Raw genomic sequence first — 14970 nt, forward strand, 5'->3', positions numbered from 1 at the left:
GGCGGTGGGTCACAGGCCGTAGAGCCTGCGCCAGTTCTCCCGGCTGGTCACCTCGGGCACGGCGGCGCGGTACTCCGCGCGCAGCCGGGGGGTCTCGCTGACCAGCGCGCGGGCGACGCGGGCGACGCGCTTGGCCAGTTTGACGTCCATGGCGCGGTCGCGCCTGCGCACGCGCACGCCCTCCTGGGAGGCGTCGGTGACCACCACGGAGTCGAACCGCGAGGTGTGCCACCAGGCGGCGTCCTCGGCGGACACGATGCCCTTGGCGTAGGAGGTGCGCCCCATCGCCACGTAGATCAGCCGCTTGAGCAGGACGAGCCGGGTCAGGCTCGGCTCGCCTGCAGGCTTGACCATCGGCAGCACGCCCTCGATGTCCGCGGGCTTGTGCAGCACGGTGTCGGGGTACTCGGCGCGCTCCTTGCGGATCGCCGCGGCCGCGGCGGCCCCGCCGTCGTCGAAGATGCGCGGGCCGGTCAGGAAGTCCTCAGCGGCCCGGATGATGGTGGCGGCCAGGCCGTACTGCATGCCCAGCAGGTAGCGGACCACCCGGGACACCAGGGTCCGGGCGACCACCTTGGGGTCGGTCTCGGAGTGCATGGCGGAGACGACCATGGCGTTGCGGACCGCGAAGTACTCGTTCCACTTGTCCGCGTCCTTCCAGTCGAAGTCCGCGTGCCACACGCCCGCGCCGGGCAGCGTGACCGTGGGGATGCCGTGGGCGCGGGCGCGGTAGCCGTACTCGACGTCGTCCCACTGGAAGAACAGCGGCAGCGGCAGGCCGAGCCGGTCGACCACATCGGACGGGATCATGCAGGACCACCACGCGTTGTAGTCCGCGTCCACCCGCACGTCACCGCGGTTGGGCTTGCCCAGCGGCACGCCGTCCTCGTCCTCGGCCTCGCCGAGCAGGTCGACGTCGTCGAGGCCGCCCTTGACCACCTTGCCGGGCACGAGCTGGGCGAAGTCGGCGTACTCAGCGCCCGCGAGCAGCTTGGTCGGGTGCAGCAGCCGCAGCATCTGCCCGCCGACGATGGTCGGCTTGGCCGCGCTGTTGGCGAAGGCGGTGAGCCGCACGACGATCTCCGGCTCGCACAGGATGTCGTCGTCCATCAGGAACACGTTGGCGGGCCTGCCCGCCTCGGTGATCTCGTACATGCCCCGGCCGAAGCCGCCAGCGCCGCCGAGGTTGGGCTGGCGCAGGTAGCGCAGCCGCCCGTCGAGCGCCTTCTCCACGTCGGGGAACTGCGCGCGCGACTCGACGGTGTCGGTGCCCTGGTCGACGACGTAGACGTGCTCGATCAGGTCGAGCGCGCCCGGGTCCGACGCCAGCGCGCCCAGGGTGTTCACGCAGTCGTCGGCGCGGTTGAACGTGCAGATGACGATGGAGGTCATGCGCTCGTGCGCGGGCGCGGGGACGGTCCAGTTCAGGGCGTCCACGGCCAGCGAGCCGTCCTCGGTGGTCAGGTCGACCCAGAGGAAACCGCCGTCGAGGAACATCGTGAGCTTGGTGGTCAGCCGGATGGTCGCGCCCTGGGCGTCCTCGACGACCTCGGCGGCCACGGTGCGGGTCTCGCTGTTGGTGTCGGAGGCGACCAGCGAGACCTTGCCCGATCCGGTGACGGTCAGCTCGGCCACGACGTCGCCCGCGGTGGTCCAGCGCTGCCAGTAGCTGGCGGGGAAGCGGCCGAAGTAGGTGTCGGTGCTGACCAGCGAGTGCGGGTTGACCGTCAGCCGGGAGCGGGTGCGCGCGGCCGAACCGGTCAGGACCTGCGCGTAGAGCTCGTCGGGAACCACGGCGGCCGGTCCGGTGAACAGGCCGCGCTGGGCGGTCAGCCGACCCGCCCTGGCCGTGGTGTCCGCAGTGCTACCGGGCATGGGTCTTCCAGTCCTCCGCAGGCAGGCGATGCTCGATGTCGAGATGTCTTCTCTCGCGGGTCCGCCCGAGGCGCCGGGGCGGTCACCCACCACGACGGCGCCGATCACGTGCGGCCAGCACAGGCTACCCGTACCGGGCGCGAGCCGCCGTCAGCCCGGGTCGGGGGGCGGTCCCGCCCAGGTCAGAGCGGGGTGGGGCGGGGAGGCACGCGGCGCGCGCGGAAGGCTACCCTCAGCGGTGAAGTCCGGCCGGGTCGATCAGGCGCGGCCACCACCACGCGGAGGAATCGTGACCGACTGGTCCGACGTCTGGCTGGTCATCCCCGTCTACAACGAGGGACAGGTCATCGCCGACGTCGTGCGGAACGCCATGGCGACCTTCCCCAACATCGTGTGCGTCGACGACGGCAGCGCCGACGACTCCGCGGCGCGGATCCGCACGACCGGCGCGCACCTGGTGCGCCACCCGGTCAACCTGGGCCAGGGCGCGGCGATCCAGACCGGGGTGGAGTACGCCAGGGCCCAGCCCGGCGCGGAGCTGTTCGTCACCTTCGACGCCGACGGCCAGCACCAGGTCGATGACGTGGTGCGGATGCTGGAGCGGATGCGCGCCGAGGACGTCGACATCATCGTCGGCACCCGGTTCAAGAGCGGCGCCGACACCAGCCACATCCCGTGGATCAAGCGCCTGGTGCTGCGGACCGTGGTCATGCTCAGCCCGCGCACCCGCCGACTCGGCCTGACCGACGCGCACAACGGGCTGCGCGTGTTCAACCAGACCGTCGCCCAGCAGCTGAGCATCAAGCTCAACGGCATGGGGCACGCGTCGGAGATCGTGGAGATGATCGACCGCAGGAAGTGGCGGGTCGCCGAGGAGCCGGTGACGATCCTCTACACCGAGTACTCCATGTCGAAGGGCCAGTCGCTGATCAACGGCGTCAACATCCTGTTCGACTCCGCACTCCGCACCGGTTCGAGGCGCTGACATGCTGATCCAGATCCTGCTCATCCTGGCCGTCGTCGGCCTGCTGGTGTCCTTCCTGCGCCACCACGGCAAGAGCCGGACGGCGGCCGGGGTGAAGATCGGCTTCGCGCTGTTCATGGTGTTCGGCGTGATCGCGGTGCTGGTGCCGTCGGCGACGAGCGCGCTGGCCCAGCTGGTCGGCGTCGGCCGAGGCACCGACCTGCTGCTCTACGGCACGGTCGTGGCCTTCGGCTTCGCCACGATCAACACCTACCTGCGGTTCAAGGAGCTGGAGCACCGCTACGCCAAGCTGGTGCGGGCGATGGCGATCCAGGGCGCGGAGAAGCCCGAGGACCGGGCTACCGGGTCCTGAAGTAGTCGACCGTCCTGCGCACGCCCTCGGCGATGTCGACCTCGGGCTTCCAGCCCAGCTCGCGCTGGGCGCGGCCGGAGTCGAGCGCGGAGGCGCGCACGTCGCCGAGCCGCGCCGGGGCGAACTCCGGCTCGTCGGGCGCGCCCGCCGCGCGCGCTACCAGGGTGTGCAGCTCGCGGTCGGAGACCTGCATGCCGGTGCCGATGTTGTAGCGGGTGGCGCTGCCCTTGTCCCCGGACGCGGCGATGAACGCGGAGACGACGTCGTCGACGAAGACGTAGTCGCGGGTGTTGCCGCCGTCGCCGTAGACCCGGGTGGGGCGGCCCTCCAGCAGGGCGTTGGCGAAGATCGCCACCACGCCCGCCTCGCCGTGCGGGTCCTGGCGGGGGCCGTAGACGTTGGCCAGCGCGAGGTGGGTGCAGTCCAGGCCGTAGAGCTGCTGGTAGCCGTTGAGGTAGAGCTCGCAGCTGGCCTTGCTCGCCGCGTAGGGGGACTTGGGGTTGATCGGGGTGTCCTCGCCGACCGGCAGGTCCTCCGGGGTGCCGTAGATCGACCCGCCCGACGAGGCGAAGACGATCTTGCGGACGCCCGCGGCCCGGGCGGCCTCGGCGAGGTTGACCGTGCCCAGCACGTTCTGGCTGACGTCGAGCAGCGGGTCGGCGACGCTCACCCGGACGTCGATCTGGGCGGCGAGGTGGAACACCACCTCGGGGGCGACCTCGGCGACGGCGGCGGCGAGGTCGGGGGAGGTCACGTCGACCTCGTGCACCGAGCACCGGCCGCTGGCCAGCGCCCCGGCCAGGTTCTCCCGACGGCCGCGGGCGAAGGTGTCGACGACAGCGACCTCGTGGCCGTCCCGGACGAGGCGGTCGACCAGGGTGGAACCGATGAAGCCGGCACCGCCGGTCACGAGAGCGCGCATGGCGCCCATGATGCCAGGGGGCTCAGGCCGCCCCGGTGTGGAAGTAGCCGAGCAGGTCGACGGTGGCGTGCACGCGGCCCGCGTTGTTGTAGACGGTCACGAGGTCGCCGGGGGTCAGGCCGAGCACCACGGCGTTGGCGACCGTCCGGTTCTCCGGGACGCTGACCGCGGTGACCTCCGGGCGCGGGGCGCGCGCGTCGGCCCAGACGGTGAGGTAGGTGGTCTCGGTGGCCTCGATGCCGGTGACGCCGAGCAGGACGCCGGTCGTGTCGTCCGGGACCGAGCCCGCCACCGAGAGGCTGACCCGGGAGCGCGGCGGGATCGGCAGGCCGGGCATGCCGTTGGCGTAGTCGGCGCGGCTGTCGTACTCGCGCACGGGCGCCCTGGCGCGGAACGCCGCGCCGCCGGTCTCGGTGTAGTAGCCGACGAGGTCCACCTGGACGTGGGCGTACCCGGCCTGGTTGTAGAGGCTCACCGACTGGCGCTCGCCCAAGGCGACGGTGACGAGGTTCGTCCGGGCCTCGGACGCGGGCAGGTGGAGGGTGGCGGCCGCCGTCCTGGTCCGCCCGGCGGGCCAGGCCGTCAAGTGGGACGCGCTGGTGCCGGTCGCGGTGAGCAGGAAGGTCACCGCGGTGGCGCCCGCGGGAACGCGCGCGCTGAAGTCGACCGTGCGCGTGGCGCCCGCGGGGATGGACCTGCTGGAGCGCGTGTCGAGCACGCGCACGGGCGTGGCGCCGTGGAAACCGGCGCCGTTCCCGGCCTGGTAATAACCGACCAGGTCCGCGATGACGTGCGTCTCCCCCGAGCTGTTGTGGACGTCCACAGCGGACAGCGCGCCGATCCCGACGGTCACCTGCGCGGAGCGGATCTCGTTGGGACGCAGGTGCACCGTCGCGCCGGAGCGCTCGCCGCCCGCGGTGTGCGCGGTGAGCCGGGTCGTCGCCGTCGCGCCCAAGACGGTCAGGTTGAGCACGACCGCCGTCGCCTCGGACGGCAGCGCGGTGCCGAGCCCGATGCGCGCGGTCTGGCCCGACCCGACCGGCCCGCTGGACCGGGAGTCGTGCACCCGGACCGGCTGCGCGGCCACGAACCGGCCGCTCCGGTACTCCGTTCCCGCGCTCTCGGCGGCGGCCGTGCCGGGGAGCGCGACCGCCGTGACGAGTGCCGCGACGGCGATTCCGCAGGTCAGTGCGCGCATGTGCCATGCTCCTGGGACTAGAGCGGGCGAGGCCCTGGCCAAGGGGACCCCGCAGGATAACCCGCGCGGCCCGCGTCCGGAACGCATCTGGCAACGCCTCCTATTGCCAACTAGCGCGTAACCAGGTCCGCGCGGCCGGTGGCCTAAGGTTCCCCCGTGCGACATGTGCTGGTGATCGGCGGCGGGATCCTCGGGCTGGCGACGGCCCACGAGCTGGCCGCGCGGGGCGACCGGGTCACCGTGCTGGAGAAGGAGGACGGCTGGGCGCGCCACCAGACCGGGCACAACTCCAACGTCGTGCACGCCGGGCTGTACTACGCGCCCGGGTCGTTCAAGGCCCGGATGTCGGTCGCGGGCAACAAGTCCATTGTGGACTTCGCGCTGGCGAACGGGGTGCCGGTCGCGGTCTGCGGGAAGCTCGTCGTGGCCACCTCCGACGCCGAGGTGCCCGCGCTGCGGGTGCTGGCCGAGCGGGCCGCGGCGAACGGGGTCCCGGCGCGCCTTGTCACGCCGGAGGAGGCCCGCGAGTGGGAGCCCGAGGTCGCCTGCGTCGCCGCGCTGCGGGTGGAGACCACCGGGATCATCGACTTCCCCGCCGTCTGCGCCGCGCTGGTCCGGCTGCTGACCGACCAGGGCGCCGACCTGCGGCTGAACACCCCGGCCCTGGGCATCCGGACCCGCGGCGGACGGGTGGAGGTGGCCACCGGGAGCGAGGTGCTGCGGGCCGACGCGCTGGTGAACTGCGCGGGCCTGCACAGCGACCGCGTCGCGCGGATGGCCGGGCTGGCGCCGAAGGCCAGGATCGTGCCGTTCCGCGGCGAGTACTACGAGCTGCGCCCGCGGGCCGCGCACCTGGTCAGGGGCCTGATCTACCCGGTGCCGGACGCCACGCTGCCGTTCCTCGGCGTGCACCTCACCCGGATGCTGGACGGCAGCGTGCACGCCGGGCCGAACGCGGTGCTGGCGCTGCGGCGGGAGGGCTACCGCTGGGCCGACGTCTCGGCCGCCGACCTGCTGGACACCGTCCGCTTCCCCGGCACGTGGCGGCTCGCCCGCCGCTACGCCTACCCGGTGGGCCTCGACGAGGTGCGCCGCTCGCTGAGCCGCAGGCGGTTCGCCGCGAGCCTGGCCAAGCTGGTGCCCGCGGTCACCGAGGCCGACATCGTGGCGTCGGGCTCCGGCGTGCGGGCCCAGGCGCTGCTGCCGGACGGCACCCTGGTGCAGGACTTCCTGATCGAGTCCGCGCCCGGCCAGGTCCACGTGCTCAACGCGCCGTCACCGGCGGCGACGTGCGCCCTGGAGATCGGGCGGCACATCGCCTCTCTGGTGTGACGGCCTCTCTCGTGTGACGGCCTCCCTGGTGTGACCGCCGCGCCGGTGTGCGGGCCCCGGCTAGACCGGGCGCAGGACGTCCAGGCCGAGGAACGGGCGCATCGCCTCGGGGACCACCACGGAGCCGTCGGCCTGCTGGTGGTTCTCCAGGATCGCCACGATCCAGCGGGTGGTGGCCAGCGTCCCGTTCAGCGTCGCGGCGACCTGCGGCTTGTTGTTCTCGTCGCGGTAGCGCACCGACAGCCTGCGGGCCTGGAACGTGGTGCAGTTGGACGTCGAGGTCAGCTCGCGGTAGGCCTGCTGGGTCGGGACCCACGCCTCGCAGTCGAACTTGCGGGCCGCGCTGGAGCCGAGGTCGCCGGTCGCGGTGTCGATGACCCGGTACGGCACCTCGATCTTGGCCAGCATCTCCTTCTCCCAGGCCAGCAGCCGCTGGTGCTCGGCGGCGGCCTCCTCCGGCCTGCAGTAGGAGAACATCTCGACCTTGTCGAACTGGTGGACGCGGATGATGCCGCGGGTGTCCTTGCCGTAGGACCCGGCCTCCCTGCGGAAGCACGACGACCAGCCCGCGTACCGCTTGGGCGTCGACAGGTCGATGATCTCGTCGGAGTGGTACCCGGCCAGCGCGACCTCCGAGGTGCCGACCAGGTACAGGTCGTCCTCGGCGAGCCGGTAGACCTCGCTGGCGTGCGCGCCGAGGAACCCGGTGCCCGCCATGATCTCCGGGCGCACCAGCACCGGCGGCACGACCAGGGTGAACCCGGCCGCGGTCGCCTGGGCGGCGGCCATGTTCAGCAGGGCCAGCTGCAGCTGCGCGCCGATCCCGGTGAGGAAGTAGAACCGCGAGCCGGACACCTTCGCGCCGCGCTCCATGTCCAGCGCGCCCAGCCGCACCCCGAGGTCGAGGTGGTCGAGCGGGGTGAAGTCGAACTCGCGCGGCGTGCCGACGGTCTCCAGGACGGTGTAGTCGTCCTCGCCGCCGACCGGCGCGGCCGGGTCGACGATGTTGGACAGCGCGCGGTGGCACTCCTCGAAGGCCGACTCGGCGGCGGCCTGCTCGGCCTCGGCGGCCTTGACCTCGGCGGCGAGCTCCTTGCCCTTGGCGATCAGCGCGTCGCGCTCCTCGCCGCGGGCCTTGCCGACCTGCTTGCCGAACTGGCGCTGCTCGGCCCGCAGGGTGTCCGCGCGGGAGATCGCGGAGCGGCGCCGCTCGTCGGCGGACAGCAGGGCGTCGACGGCCGCCGGGTCGTCGCCGCGGGCGCGCTGGGAAGCGCGCACGGTCTCCGGGTCTTCGCGCAGAACCTTGAGGTCAATCACAGGGTGTGAGGGTAGTCGCCCGTGCTGACAGCGTGCATACGAGATACGCGACCGCCCGGACTAGGAGATGGCCACCGCCACGATCAGGCCGAGCGCGATGTGCACGGCGGCGACGACGACGCTGGCCGGGGCGAAGCGCTCGTCCTCGATGGTGCTGCCGACATCGAGCTTGGTCACCCACTCCAGGGTCCGCACGGCGAGCACCTGGGCGATGATGCCGAGCAGGCCGTAGACCACCGAGGTGATCAGACCGGCGGTGAGGTCGCTGGCCGAGAAGAAGATCGCCACGACGATGATCAGCGCCATGCTCAGCATGCCGGACGCGGTGACGATGACCGCGTTCGGCCGCCCCGCCCTGACCAGGTCGGACAGCTTGCCCGGGGTGGTGAAGTCGATGGCGTAGAAGCCGAGCAGCATGAGGACCAGGCCGACGATGGCGTACAGCGCGATGGCGCCCATGCCGCGGGCCAGGTCGGCGCCGAAGTTCTCCGGCAGCGCCATCACGGTCGCGGTGGCGAGGTTGGTGGTCAACTGGTCCTCCATGGTGGTTCCTCGGGGCTCACTCGACGGGGATTCGGTGCGGGACGAAGGCCGCCCCGTCGTCGGTCACCAGGCCCGCTGTCTCCCGGATGCCCAGGCCTGCCGCCTGGTCGCCGACGATCCAGGCGCCGAGCGCGGGCCGGTAGCCGTCGAACTCCGGCAGCGGGTCGAACGCCTGGTAGACGAAGCCCTCGGCGCCGTAGACGCCGCCGGTGGCCGTCTCGTAGCCGGGCGCGACGATCTGCACGTTGGCGCCCTCGCGGCCGAGCTTGGGCTTGCGCACGTACTCGGTGAGGATGCCGGGCTGGTCGAGGAAGGCGGGCAGCAGGTTGGGGTGGCCGGGGTACATCTCCCACAGCACCGCCAGGATCGCCTTGTTCGACAGCAGCATCTTCCACAGCGGCTCCACCCACAGCGTGGTGGGCAGCGACTCGACGACCTTGCGGCCGAACTCGTCGTTGACCGCCCACTCCCAGGGGTAGAGCTTCATGACGGTGGCCATCGGCGCCTCGGCCAGGTCGACGAAGCGGGCCAGCTCGGAGTCCCAGCCGATCTCCTCGATGGCCAGGCCGATGGTGTCCAGGCCCGCCTCGGCCGCGGTCTCCTGCAGGTAGGCGGTGGTGATGTGGTCCTCGCCGGTCGGGTCGGCCCCGGACCAGGTGAAGTGGACCTCGCGGGAGGGCAGCTTCGCCCCGACCTCGGTCCACCGCTCGACCAGCTTCTCGTGCAGCGAGTTCCACTGGTCGTCGTCGGGGAAGACCTCGGTCTTCCAGAACCACTGCACGACCGCTGCCTCCAGCAGGGAGGTCGGCGTGTCGGCGTTGTACTCCAGCAGCTTGGCCGGGCCGCTGGCGTCGTAGCGCAGGTCGAAGCGGCCGTAGACGTGCGGGTCGTGCCGCTTCCACGACTCGGCGACGTGCGGCCACGCCCACTCGGGGATGCCGAAGTCGCGGTAGCGCTCCATCAGCACCACGGTCTCGACGGCCTCGAGGCACATCGAGTGCAGCAGCTCCACATCGGCCTCGATGGACAGGATCTCGTCCATGTCGAACACATAGTGGACCGACTCGTCCCAGTAGGGGCGCGAGCCGCCGTCGCCGTAGCGCGCGGGCAGGCCGAAGACCAGGCCCTGCGACTCGACCTTGGCGCGCCAGTCCGGGCGGGGCCGCGAGCGCTCGCGGCGCACTCAGCTGCCCCCGCTCTTCCCGCCGCCGCCCACGCCGAGACCGCCGCGCTGGACGGTCTTGCCCTGGCCGGTCTTGACGGTCGTGCCCGACGGCGGGGCCACGAAGCTGCCGCCGCTGACCCGCTGGCCGACCGCGCCGGTGCCGCCGTAGTTGTAGCGGTAGGACGTCCCGCCGATGTAGATGAAGCCGCCGCTGACATAGCCGCCGTGACTGCGCGCGTAGTCGTCGTCACAGTAATCGTCGTCGACGATGACGCCCTCGGGGTTCACGCAGTGCGCGGTGACCTCGTCGGGCTGGGACGCGGCGTAGAGGATCGCGACCAGGCCGACGACACCCACGGTGACGCCCGCGCCGATCATGATGCGCTTGCGCTTCTTCCGCTGGTCCTCGGCCTCGGCCGCGGCGGCGTACTCCGCGTCGCGGGCGCGGCGCTGCGCCTCCTGGCGGGCCCGCTGCTCGGCCAGGGTCGGCGGCCGCGGGACGGTCGAGCGCGGGTCCTGGTAGCTGATGGACCCGGATCTGCGGTCGGGTGTGTCGTCCTCGGGCTCGGGGGCCTCGTAGGGCGGGGGCCTGTCGTTGTCAGTCATGAACCACTCCCAAGCGCGCAGACTAGTCAAAGACCAGCACGGACGTCGCGGGATTGGCCCGATCGCAACCTTGGGCGCTCCCGATTCACTCCCGCGGGCCGCTCCACTCCCGAGGACACGGCATCATGGAGTAGATGTCTGGACCCGGTGACTGGTTTCGTTCGGCCGACAGGCTGATGATGATCGCCGCCTGCGTGGGGGCGATCCTCGTGCTGGGCACGAGCATGGCGTTCTCCTGGCCGGTGACCGTGCGCGGGGACGTGCCGACCGCGGCGGACGAGCGCGAGCTGGCCTTCGACTCCCCCGCGGGCACCTGCCTGTTCTGGACGGCCCCCGACGGCGCGGACATGCGCAGGGTGGACTGCGCCGAGCCGCACCTGTTCGAGGTGACGGGGAACATAGACATCTCCGCGCAGTTCGCCGAGGACGCCCCGCCGCCGGAGCTGGAGCGCTGGCAGGAGCTCGCGGTGGAGAAGTGCACACCCAGCGTCACCGAGTACCTGGGCGGGACGCTCGACCCGCACGGCCGCTACAAGGTCAACGCGCTCAAGCCCAGCACGGTCCAGTGGGAGGACGGCGACCGCAAGCTGCGCTGCGGCGTGCAGACCGCCAGCCGCTCCGGGGCCCTGCTGCCCGCCACGGGCTCGGCCGCGGGCGCCGACCAGTCCGGCATCCACGAGCCGGGCACCTGCCTGGCCCTCGACGGCCAGGTCATCGGCGACCCGGTGCCCTGCACGGAGGCGCACGCGGTCGAGATCGTCGGCAACGTGGACCTCTCGAAGGCCTTCCCCGACGAGTACCCGTCGGAGGAGGCGCAGATCGAGAAGGCGATCGAGCTGTGCGACGCGGTCACCAAGGAGTACACCAACGGCGTCGACCTGGCGAAGAAGGGCCTCATCCCGTACCCGGACGCGCTCAAGGAGGAGAGCTGGGTGGCGGGCTCGCGCAAGGTGGACTGCAAGGTCGCGGCCAAGCTGCCCAACGGCAGCGGCCTCGCCCCGGTCACCGGCAGCGTGCGCGGCATCGAGCAGCCCACCACGACGACCAAGGCGGCCCCGACCACCACCACCGGCGGCTGACGTGCCGGTGGAGATGACCAGGGCCCGCTTCGAGGAACTGGTCGCCGACGCGCTGGACCTGATCCCCGAGCCGTTCGCCGCCGCGATGAGCAACGTCGTGGTGCTGGTCGAGGACCGCGACCCCGAGGAGCCCACCCTGCTGGGCCTCTACCACGGCATCGCCCTGACCGAGCGGACGACGATGTACGGCGGCGAGCTGCCCGACCGCATCTTCATCTACCGCGAGGCCATCCTGGACATCTGCGAGTCCGAAGAGGACGTGGTCGAGGAGGTGGCGATCACCGTGGTCCACGAGATCGCCCACCACTTCGGCGTCGACGACGAGCGCCTGCACGAGCTGGGCTGGGGCTGACGCCCTCAGCCCTTCACGCAGACGACCTGCTTCAGCTTGGCGACCACCTCGACCAGGTCGGACTGGTCGCGGATGACCTCGTCGATGTCCTTGTAGGCCGCCGGGATCTCGTCGACCACCCCGGAGTCCTTGCGGCACTCGACGCCCGCCGTCTGCGCGGCGAGGTCGTCCGCGGTGAAGCGCTTGCGCGCCTTGTTCCGCGACATCCTGCGGCCCGCGCCGTGCGACGCGGACTCGAAGGAGTCGGGGTTGCCCAGGCCGCGGACGATGTAGGAGCCGGTGCCCATCGATCCGGGGATGATGCCCAGGTCGCCGCGGCCCGCCCGGATCGCGCCCTTGCGGGTGACCAGGACCTCCTCGCCGAAGTGGACCTCCTCGGCGACGTAGTTGTGGTGCACCGAGATGGGCTCGTCGAACACCACGGTCGGGAAGTGGGCGCGCAGGACGTCGCTCACCAGCCGCAGCATGACCGCGCGGTTGCGGCGGGCGTAGTCCTGCGCCCAGTACAGGTCGTGGCGGTAGGCGGCCATCTGCGGGGTGCCCGCGAGGAACACCGCGAGGTCGGGGTCGGGCAGCTCGGCGTTGTGCGCCAGGCCGCGCGCGACCTCGATGTGGTGCTGGGCCAGCAGGTTCCCGACGCCGCGGGACCCCGAGTGCAGCATGACCCAGACCTGGCCGGTGGTGTCCAGGCAGACCTCGGTGAAGTGGTTGCCGCCGCCGAGCGTGCCCATCTGGTTCACCGCGCGCCCGCGGTCGAGCCGGGTCTTGTCGGTGAGGTCGTCGAACCGCGCCCAGAAGGCGTCCCAGTCGGCGAAGTCGCGGTCGTCGAAGGCGGCGTCGCGGTGCAGGCCGAAGCCGACCGGGACGGCAGCCTCGATCGCCGAGCGCAGCGGGGCCAGGCTCGCGGGCAGGTCGTCCGCGGTCAGCGAGGTGCGCACCGCGGTCATGCCGCAGCCGATGTCCACGCCGACCGCGGCCGGGGACACGGCGTCGCGCATGGCGATCACCGAGCCGACCGTGGCGCCCTTGCCGTAGTGCACGTCCGGCATGACCGCGACGTGCTTGAACGTCCACGGCAGCGCGGCGATGTTGTGCAGCTGCGCCATCGCCTGGTCCTCGACCGATTCGGGTCGGGTCCACAGGCGGATGTCGACGTGCTGCCCGGGGATCGTGGTTGCTGCCATGGGAGAAGGCTAGGCGCGCCAAGGCATTCCGGTCGATCGAATTACACCAGGTGCGCTGCCCGCAGGATGCTCTTCGACGGGCCGCCGACGAGGCCGGCGTCGGTCAGGAAGGCCATCACCTTCTCGGTCATCCAGCGGCGGGTCTCGTGGTGGTGCGGGTTGGCCATGGCCACGGCGCGCCCTCGGCGCGGCTCGATGCCGACGCTGCGGTAGACCCTCGGGTTGATCATGGCGTCCATGACGCCGTACGCGGTGAGGGCGAGGACCCAGCGGTGGGCCTCCAGCTGCGCGCGGTTGAGCTTGGGCACGTCGCGCAGGACCGCCTCGCGGGCGAAGCGGACGTGCCGGGCCTCCTCGACGACGTGGATGCGGTTCACCATGCGGATCAGCGGCTGCATGTCCGGGTTGTCCATGGTGGCGCGCTGGAGGCGGTCGGTGGCCTCCTCGGCGACCAGGACGGCGCCGAACATGGACGGGCCGCCCGCGAGGGCGCCGTACACCTTGCCCGCGGTGTGGATGAGCTTGACCGGGCCGTACGCGGGCGCGCCGAAGCGGGTGATGGCCTTGGCGAACATGATCGAGTGGCGGGTCTCGTCGCCGATCTCGGTCAGCGCGTACTGGGCGTGCGGCGAGCGCGGGTCCAGGTCGTAGACGTAGCGGACCAGCAGTTGCATGAGGACGATCTCGAACCACAGGCCGACGCTGGCGATGCTGGCGATCTCGTGCTTGGACAGCTCGATGCGCTGCTCGTCGGACAGCCCGCGCCACAGGTCGGTGCCGTAGAGGGACACCCGCTCCAGCGGCATGTACGCCTTGCCGTCTTCGAGCGGGGCGTCCCAGTCGATGTCGATGTGCGGGTCGTAACTGCCGCGGGCGGACGCGTCGAGAAGTCGGGACGCGACGGTGTCGGCGTCCTTCGGCTGCAGGGCTCGCGCCATCGCGACCCACCTCCTGTTACTAGCGGTAACACGAAACAGACTCGCGTGACCGCGACCACTTGTCAAGAGCAACAAGCGAGGGGGTGGTGGTGCCGCTAGCGTGCTCGCATGAGCCTGGGCACGAGGGTCCTCGACACCGCGCTCGACCGGGCGGTGGTGCCCGGGTACACCCGCATCGGCTACTCCGTCCGCAGCCGCTTCTGGCCCGCCGACCCGCCGTGCGGGGCGCTGGAGGGCAGCACCGTCGTGATCACCGGGGCGAACTCCGGCCTCGGCAAGGCCGCCATCGCCGGGCTGGCCAAGCTCGGCGCCACCGTGCACATGGTGGTGCGCGACCCGGAGAAGGGCGCCGCCGCCCGGGCGGAGGTCCAGGCCGTCGCGCCCGAGGCGCACCTGGAGCTCGAGACCTGCGACATCGCCGACCTGACGTCGGTGCGCCGGTTCGCCGAGGACTTCCTGGAGCGGCACGGCAGCCTCGACGTGCTCGTGCACAACGCGGGCACGCTCCCGCCGGAGCGCAGGGAGACCGCGGACGGCAACGAGATCACCCTGGCCACGCACGTCTTCGGCCCGTTCCTGCTCACCGCGCTGCTGCGGCCCGCGCTCGCCGCCGCGCACGGTCGCGTGATCTTCGTCACCTCCGGCGGGATGTATACCGCCGGACTGCACGTGGACGACCCGCAGTACGCCGAGGGCGGCTACTCCGGGACGCGGGCGTACGCGCGGACCAAGCGCATGCAGGTGGTGCTGGCCGAGCAGTGGGCCGCGCACCTGGACGCCGACGGCGTCGTGGTGCACAGCATGCACCCCGGCTGGGCCGACACCCCGGGCGTGGCCGCGTCGCTGCCCGGCTTCAACCGGATCATGGCCCCGCTGCTGCGCTCGCCCGACCAGGGCGCCGACACCGTCGTCTGGCTGGCCGCCGCCGACGAGCCCGCCAGGATGACCGGCCGGTTCTGGCACGACCGCCGCGACCGCCCGACCCACATCACGCCGTGGACCAGGGAGAAGCCCGAGCAGCGCGCGGCGCTGTGGGACCTGTGCGTGGCGCGGACGGGCGTCGACCCCTGAGGCTTCACGTGCCGCTCACCCGCTGGTCGTCGGAGGATGCCAAGGTGACGC

At 71.9% G+C, this 14970-nt stretch carries 15 protein-coding genes; 6 read left to right on the forward strand and 9 right to left on the reverse strand.

The features are described 5' to 3' along the window. Window positions 1-9 precede the first annotated feature (9 nt). Complete coding sequence (locus IEY98_RS04040; RefSeq protein WP_189208890.1) at window positions 10-1875, reverse strand: glycosyltransferase; 1866 nt, start codon at window positions 1873-1875, stop codon at window positions 10-12. A gap of 289 nt (window positions 1876-2164) precedes the next feature. Between IEY98_RS04040 and ppgS the strand changes: the two genes are divergently transcribed. Next, window positions 2165-2860 (forward strand): polyprenyl-phospho-N-acetylgalactosaminyl synthase PpgS, encoded by a 696-nt coding sequence (gene ppgS, locus IEY98_RS04045; RefSeq protein ID WP_229786551.1) that lies wholly within the window; start codon window positions 2165-2167, stop codon window positions 2858-2860. A gap of 1 nt (window position 2861) precedes the next feature. Further along, the gene (locus IEY98_RS04050; protein ID WP_189208891.1) at window positions 2862-3212 is read left to right on the forward strand and encodes a DUF2304 domain-containing protein; all 351 of its coding nucleotides are present in this window, start codon (window positions 2862-2864) and stop codon (window positions 3210-3212) included. Here IEY98_RS04050 and IEY98_RS04055 read toward each other — a convergent pair. Both IEY98_RS04055 and IEY98_RS04060 read right to left on the reverse strand, forming a co-directional pair. Next, on the reverse strand, window positions 3199-4134 hold the full coding sequence (locus IEY98_RS04055; protein ID WP_189208892.1) for an NAD-dependent epimerase/dehydratase family protein: 936 nt from the start codon (window positions 4132-4134) through the stop codon (window positions 3199-3201). The genes IEY98_RS04050 and IEY98_RS04055 overlap by 14 nt on opposite strands. A 22-nt stretch (window positions 4135-4156) precedes the next feature. Next, window positions 4157-5332, reverse strand: a complete 1176-nt coding sequence (locus tag IEY98_RS04060) for a hypothetical protein (RefSeq protein ID WP_189208893.1) — start codon at window positions 5330-5332, stop codon at window positions 4157-4159. A gap of 156 nt (window positions 5333-5488) precedes the next feature. Between IEY98_RS04060 and lhgD the strand changes: the two genes are divergently transcribed. Further along, the gene (lhgD, locus tag IEY98_RS04065) at window positions 5489-6664 is read left to right on the forward strand and encodes an L-2-hydroxyglutarate dehydrogenase (RefSeq protein WP_189208894.1); all 1176 of its coding nucleotides are present in this window, start codon (window positions 5489-5491) and stop codon (window positions 6662-6664) included. Window positions 6665-6724: 60 nt separating this feature from the next. Here the strand turns inward: lhgD and serS are convergent, their stop codons facing one another. Genes serS through IEY98_RS04085 form a run of 4 tightly spaced genes read right to left on the reverse strand, consistent with a single transcriptional unit; the run spans window position 6725 to window position 10295 of the window. After that, complete coding sequence (gene serS, locus IEY98_RS04070; RefSeq protein ID WP_189208895.1) at window positions 6725-7981, reverse strand: serine--tRNA ligase; 1257 nt, start codon at window positions 7979-7981, stop codon at window positions 6725-6727. A gap of 60 nt (window positions 7982-8041) precedes the next feature. Further along, window positions 8042-8524 (reverse strand): DUF350 domain-containing protein, encoded by a 483-nt coding sequence (locus IEY98_RS04075; protein ID WP_189208896.1) that lies wholly within the window; start codon window positions 8522-8524, stop codon window positions 8042-8044. 16 nt (window positions 8525-8540) lie between these two features. Beyond that, the gene (locus tag IEY98_RS04080) at window positions 8541-9707 is read right to left on the reverse strand and encodes a glutathionylspermidine synthase family protein (RefSeq protein WP_189208897.1); all 1167 of its coding nucleotides are present in this window, start codon (window positions 9705-9707) and stop codon (window positions 8541-8543) included. Further along, window positions 9708-10295, reverse strand: coding sequence for a hypothetical protein (locus IEY98_RS04085; RefSeq protein ID WP_189208898.1), 588 nt, complete (start codon window positions 10293-10295; stop codon window positions 9708-9710). It abuts the gene before it with no gap. A gap of 134 nt (window positions 10296-10429) precedes the next feature. Between IEY98_RS04085 and IEY98_RS04090 the strand changes: the two genes are divergently transcribed. Then, complete coding sequence (locus IEY98_RS04090) at window positions 10430-11374, forward strand: septum formation family protein (protein ID WP_189208899.1); 945 nt, start codon at window positions 10430-10432, stop codon at window positions 11372-11374. Between the two features lies 1 nt (window position 11375). Continuing rightward, window positions 11376-11726, forward strand: coding sequence for a metallopeptidase family protein (locus IEY98_RS04095; RefSeq protein WP_189208900.1), 351 nt, complete (start codon window positions 11376-11378; stop codon window positions 11724-11726). 5 nt (window positions 11727-11731) lie between these two features. Here the strand turns inward: IEY98_RS04095 and IEY98_RS04100 are convergent, their stop codons facing one another. Beyond that, a complete protein-coding gene (locus IEY98_RS04100) occupies window positions 11732-12910 on the reverse strand; it encodes an RtcB family protein (RefSeq protein ID WP_189208901.1) in 1179 nt (392 codons plus the stop codon). A 41-nt stretch (window positions 12911-12951) separates the two neighbouring features. Continuing rightward, window positions 12952-13848, reverse strand: a complete 897-nt coding sequence (locus tag IEY98_RS04105; RefSeq protein WP_189208902.1) for an AurF N-oxygenase family protein — start codon at window positions 13846-13848, stop codon at window positions 12952-12954. Between the two features lie 108 nt (window positions 13849-13956). Between IEY98_RS04105 and IEY98_RS04110 the strand changes: the two genes are divergently transcribed. Beyond that, window positions 13957-14919: an SDR family NAD(P)-dependent oxidoreductase gene (locus IEY98_RS04110; protein WP_189208903.1), complete on the forward strand. Its 963-nt coding sequence runs from the start codon at window positions 13957-13959 to the stop codon at window positions 14917-14919. The last annotated feature ends 51 nt before the right edge of the window (window positions 14920-14970 follow it).

The sequence above is a fragment of the Actinokineospora fastidiosa genome (assembly GCF_014648415.1).
In the GTDB taxonomy this organism is placed as follows: domain Bacteria; phylum Actinomycetota; class Actinomycetes; order Mycobacteriales; family Pseudonocardiaceae; genus Actinokineospora; species Actinokineospora fastidiosa.

Excerpts from the sequence above, each read along its gene's own strand:
- IEY98_RS04040 (WP_189208890.1), bottom strand. The coding sequence starts at position 1,875 with ATGCCCGGTAGCACTGCGGACACCACGGCCAGGGCGGGTCGGCTGACC.
- IEY98_RS04050 (WP_189208891.1), top strand. The coding sequence starts at position 2,862 with ATGCTGATCCAGATCCTGCTCATCCTGGCCGTCGTCGGCCTGCTGGTG.
- IEY98_RS04055 (WP_189208892.1), bottom strand. The coding sequence starts at position 4,134 with ATGCGCGCTCTCGTGACCGGCGGTGCCGGCTTCATCGGTTCCACCCTG.
- IEY98_RS04060 (WP_189208893.1), bottom strand. The coding sequence starts at position 5,332 with ATGCGCGCACTGACCTGCGGAATCGCCGTCGCGGCACTCGTCACGGCG.
- IEY98_RS04075 (WP_189208896.1), bottom strand. The coding sequence starts at position 8,524 with ATGGAGGACCAGTTGACCACCAACCTCGCCACCGCGACCGTGATGGCG.
- IEY98_RS04085 (WP_189208898.1), bottom strand. The coding sequence starts at position 10,295 with ATGACTGACAACGACAGGCCCCCGCCCTACGAGGCCCCCGAGCCCGAG.
- IEY98_RS04090 (WP_189208899.1), top strand. The coding sequence starts at position 10,430 with ATGTCTGGACCCGGTGACTGGTTTCGTTCGGCCGACAGGCTGATGATG.
- IEY98_RS04100 (WP_189208901.1), bottom strand. The coding sequence starts at position 12,910 with ATGGCAGCAACCACGATCCCCGGGCAGCACGTCGACATCCGCCTGTGG.
- IEY98_RS04105 (WP_189208902.1), bottom strand. The coding sequence starts at position 13,848 with ATGGCGCGAGCCCTGCAGCCGAAGGACGCCGACACCGTCGCGTCCCGA.
- IEY98_RS04110 (WP_189208903.1), top strand. The coding sequence starts at position 13,957 with ATGAGCCTGGGCACGAGGGTCCTCGACACCGCGCTCGACCGGGCGGTG.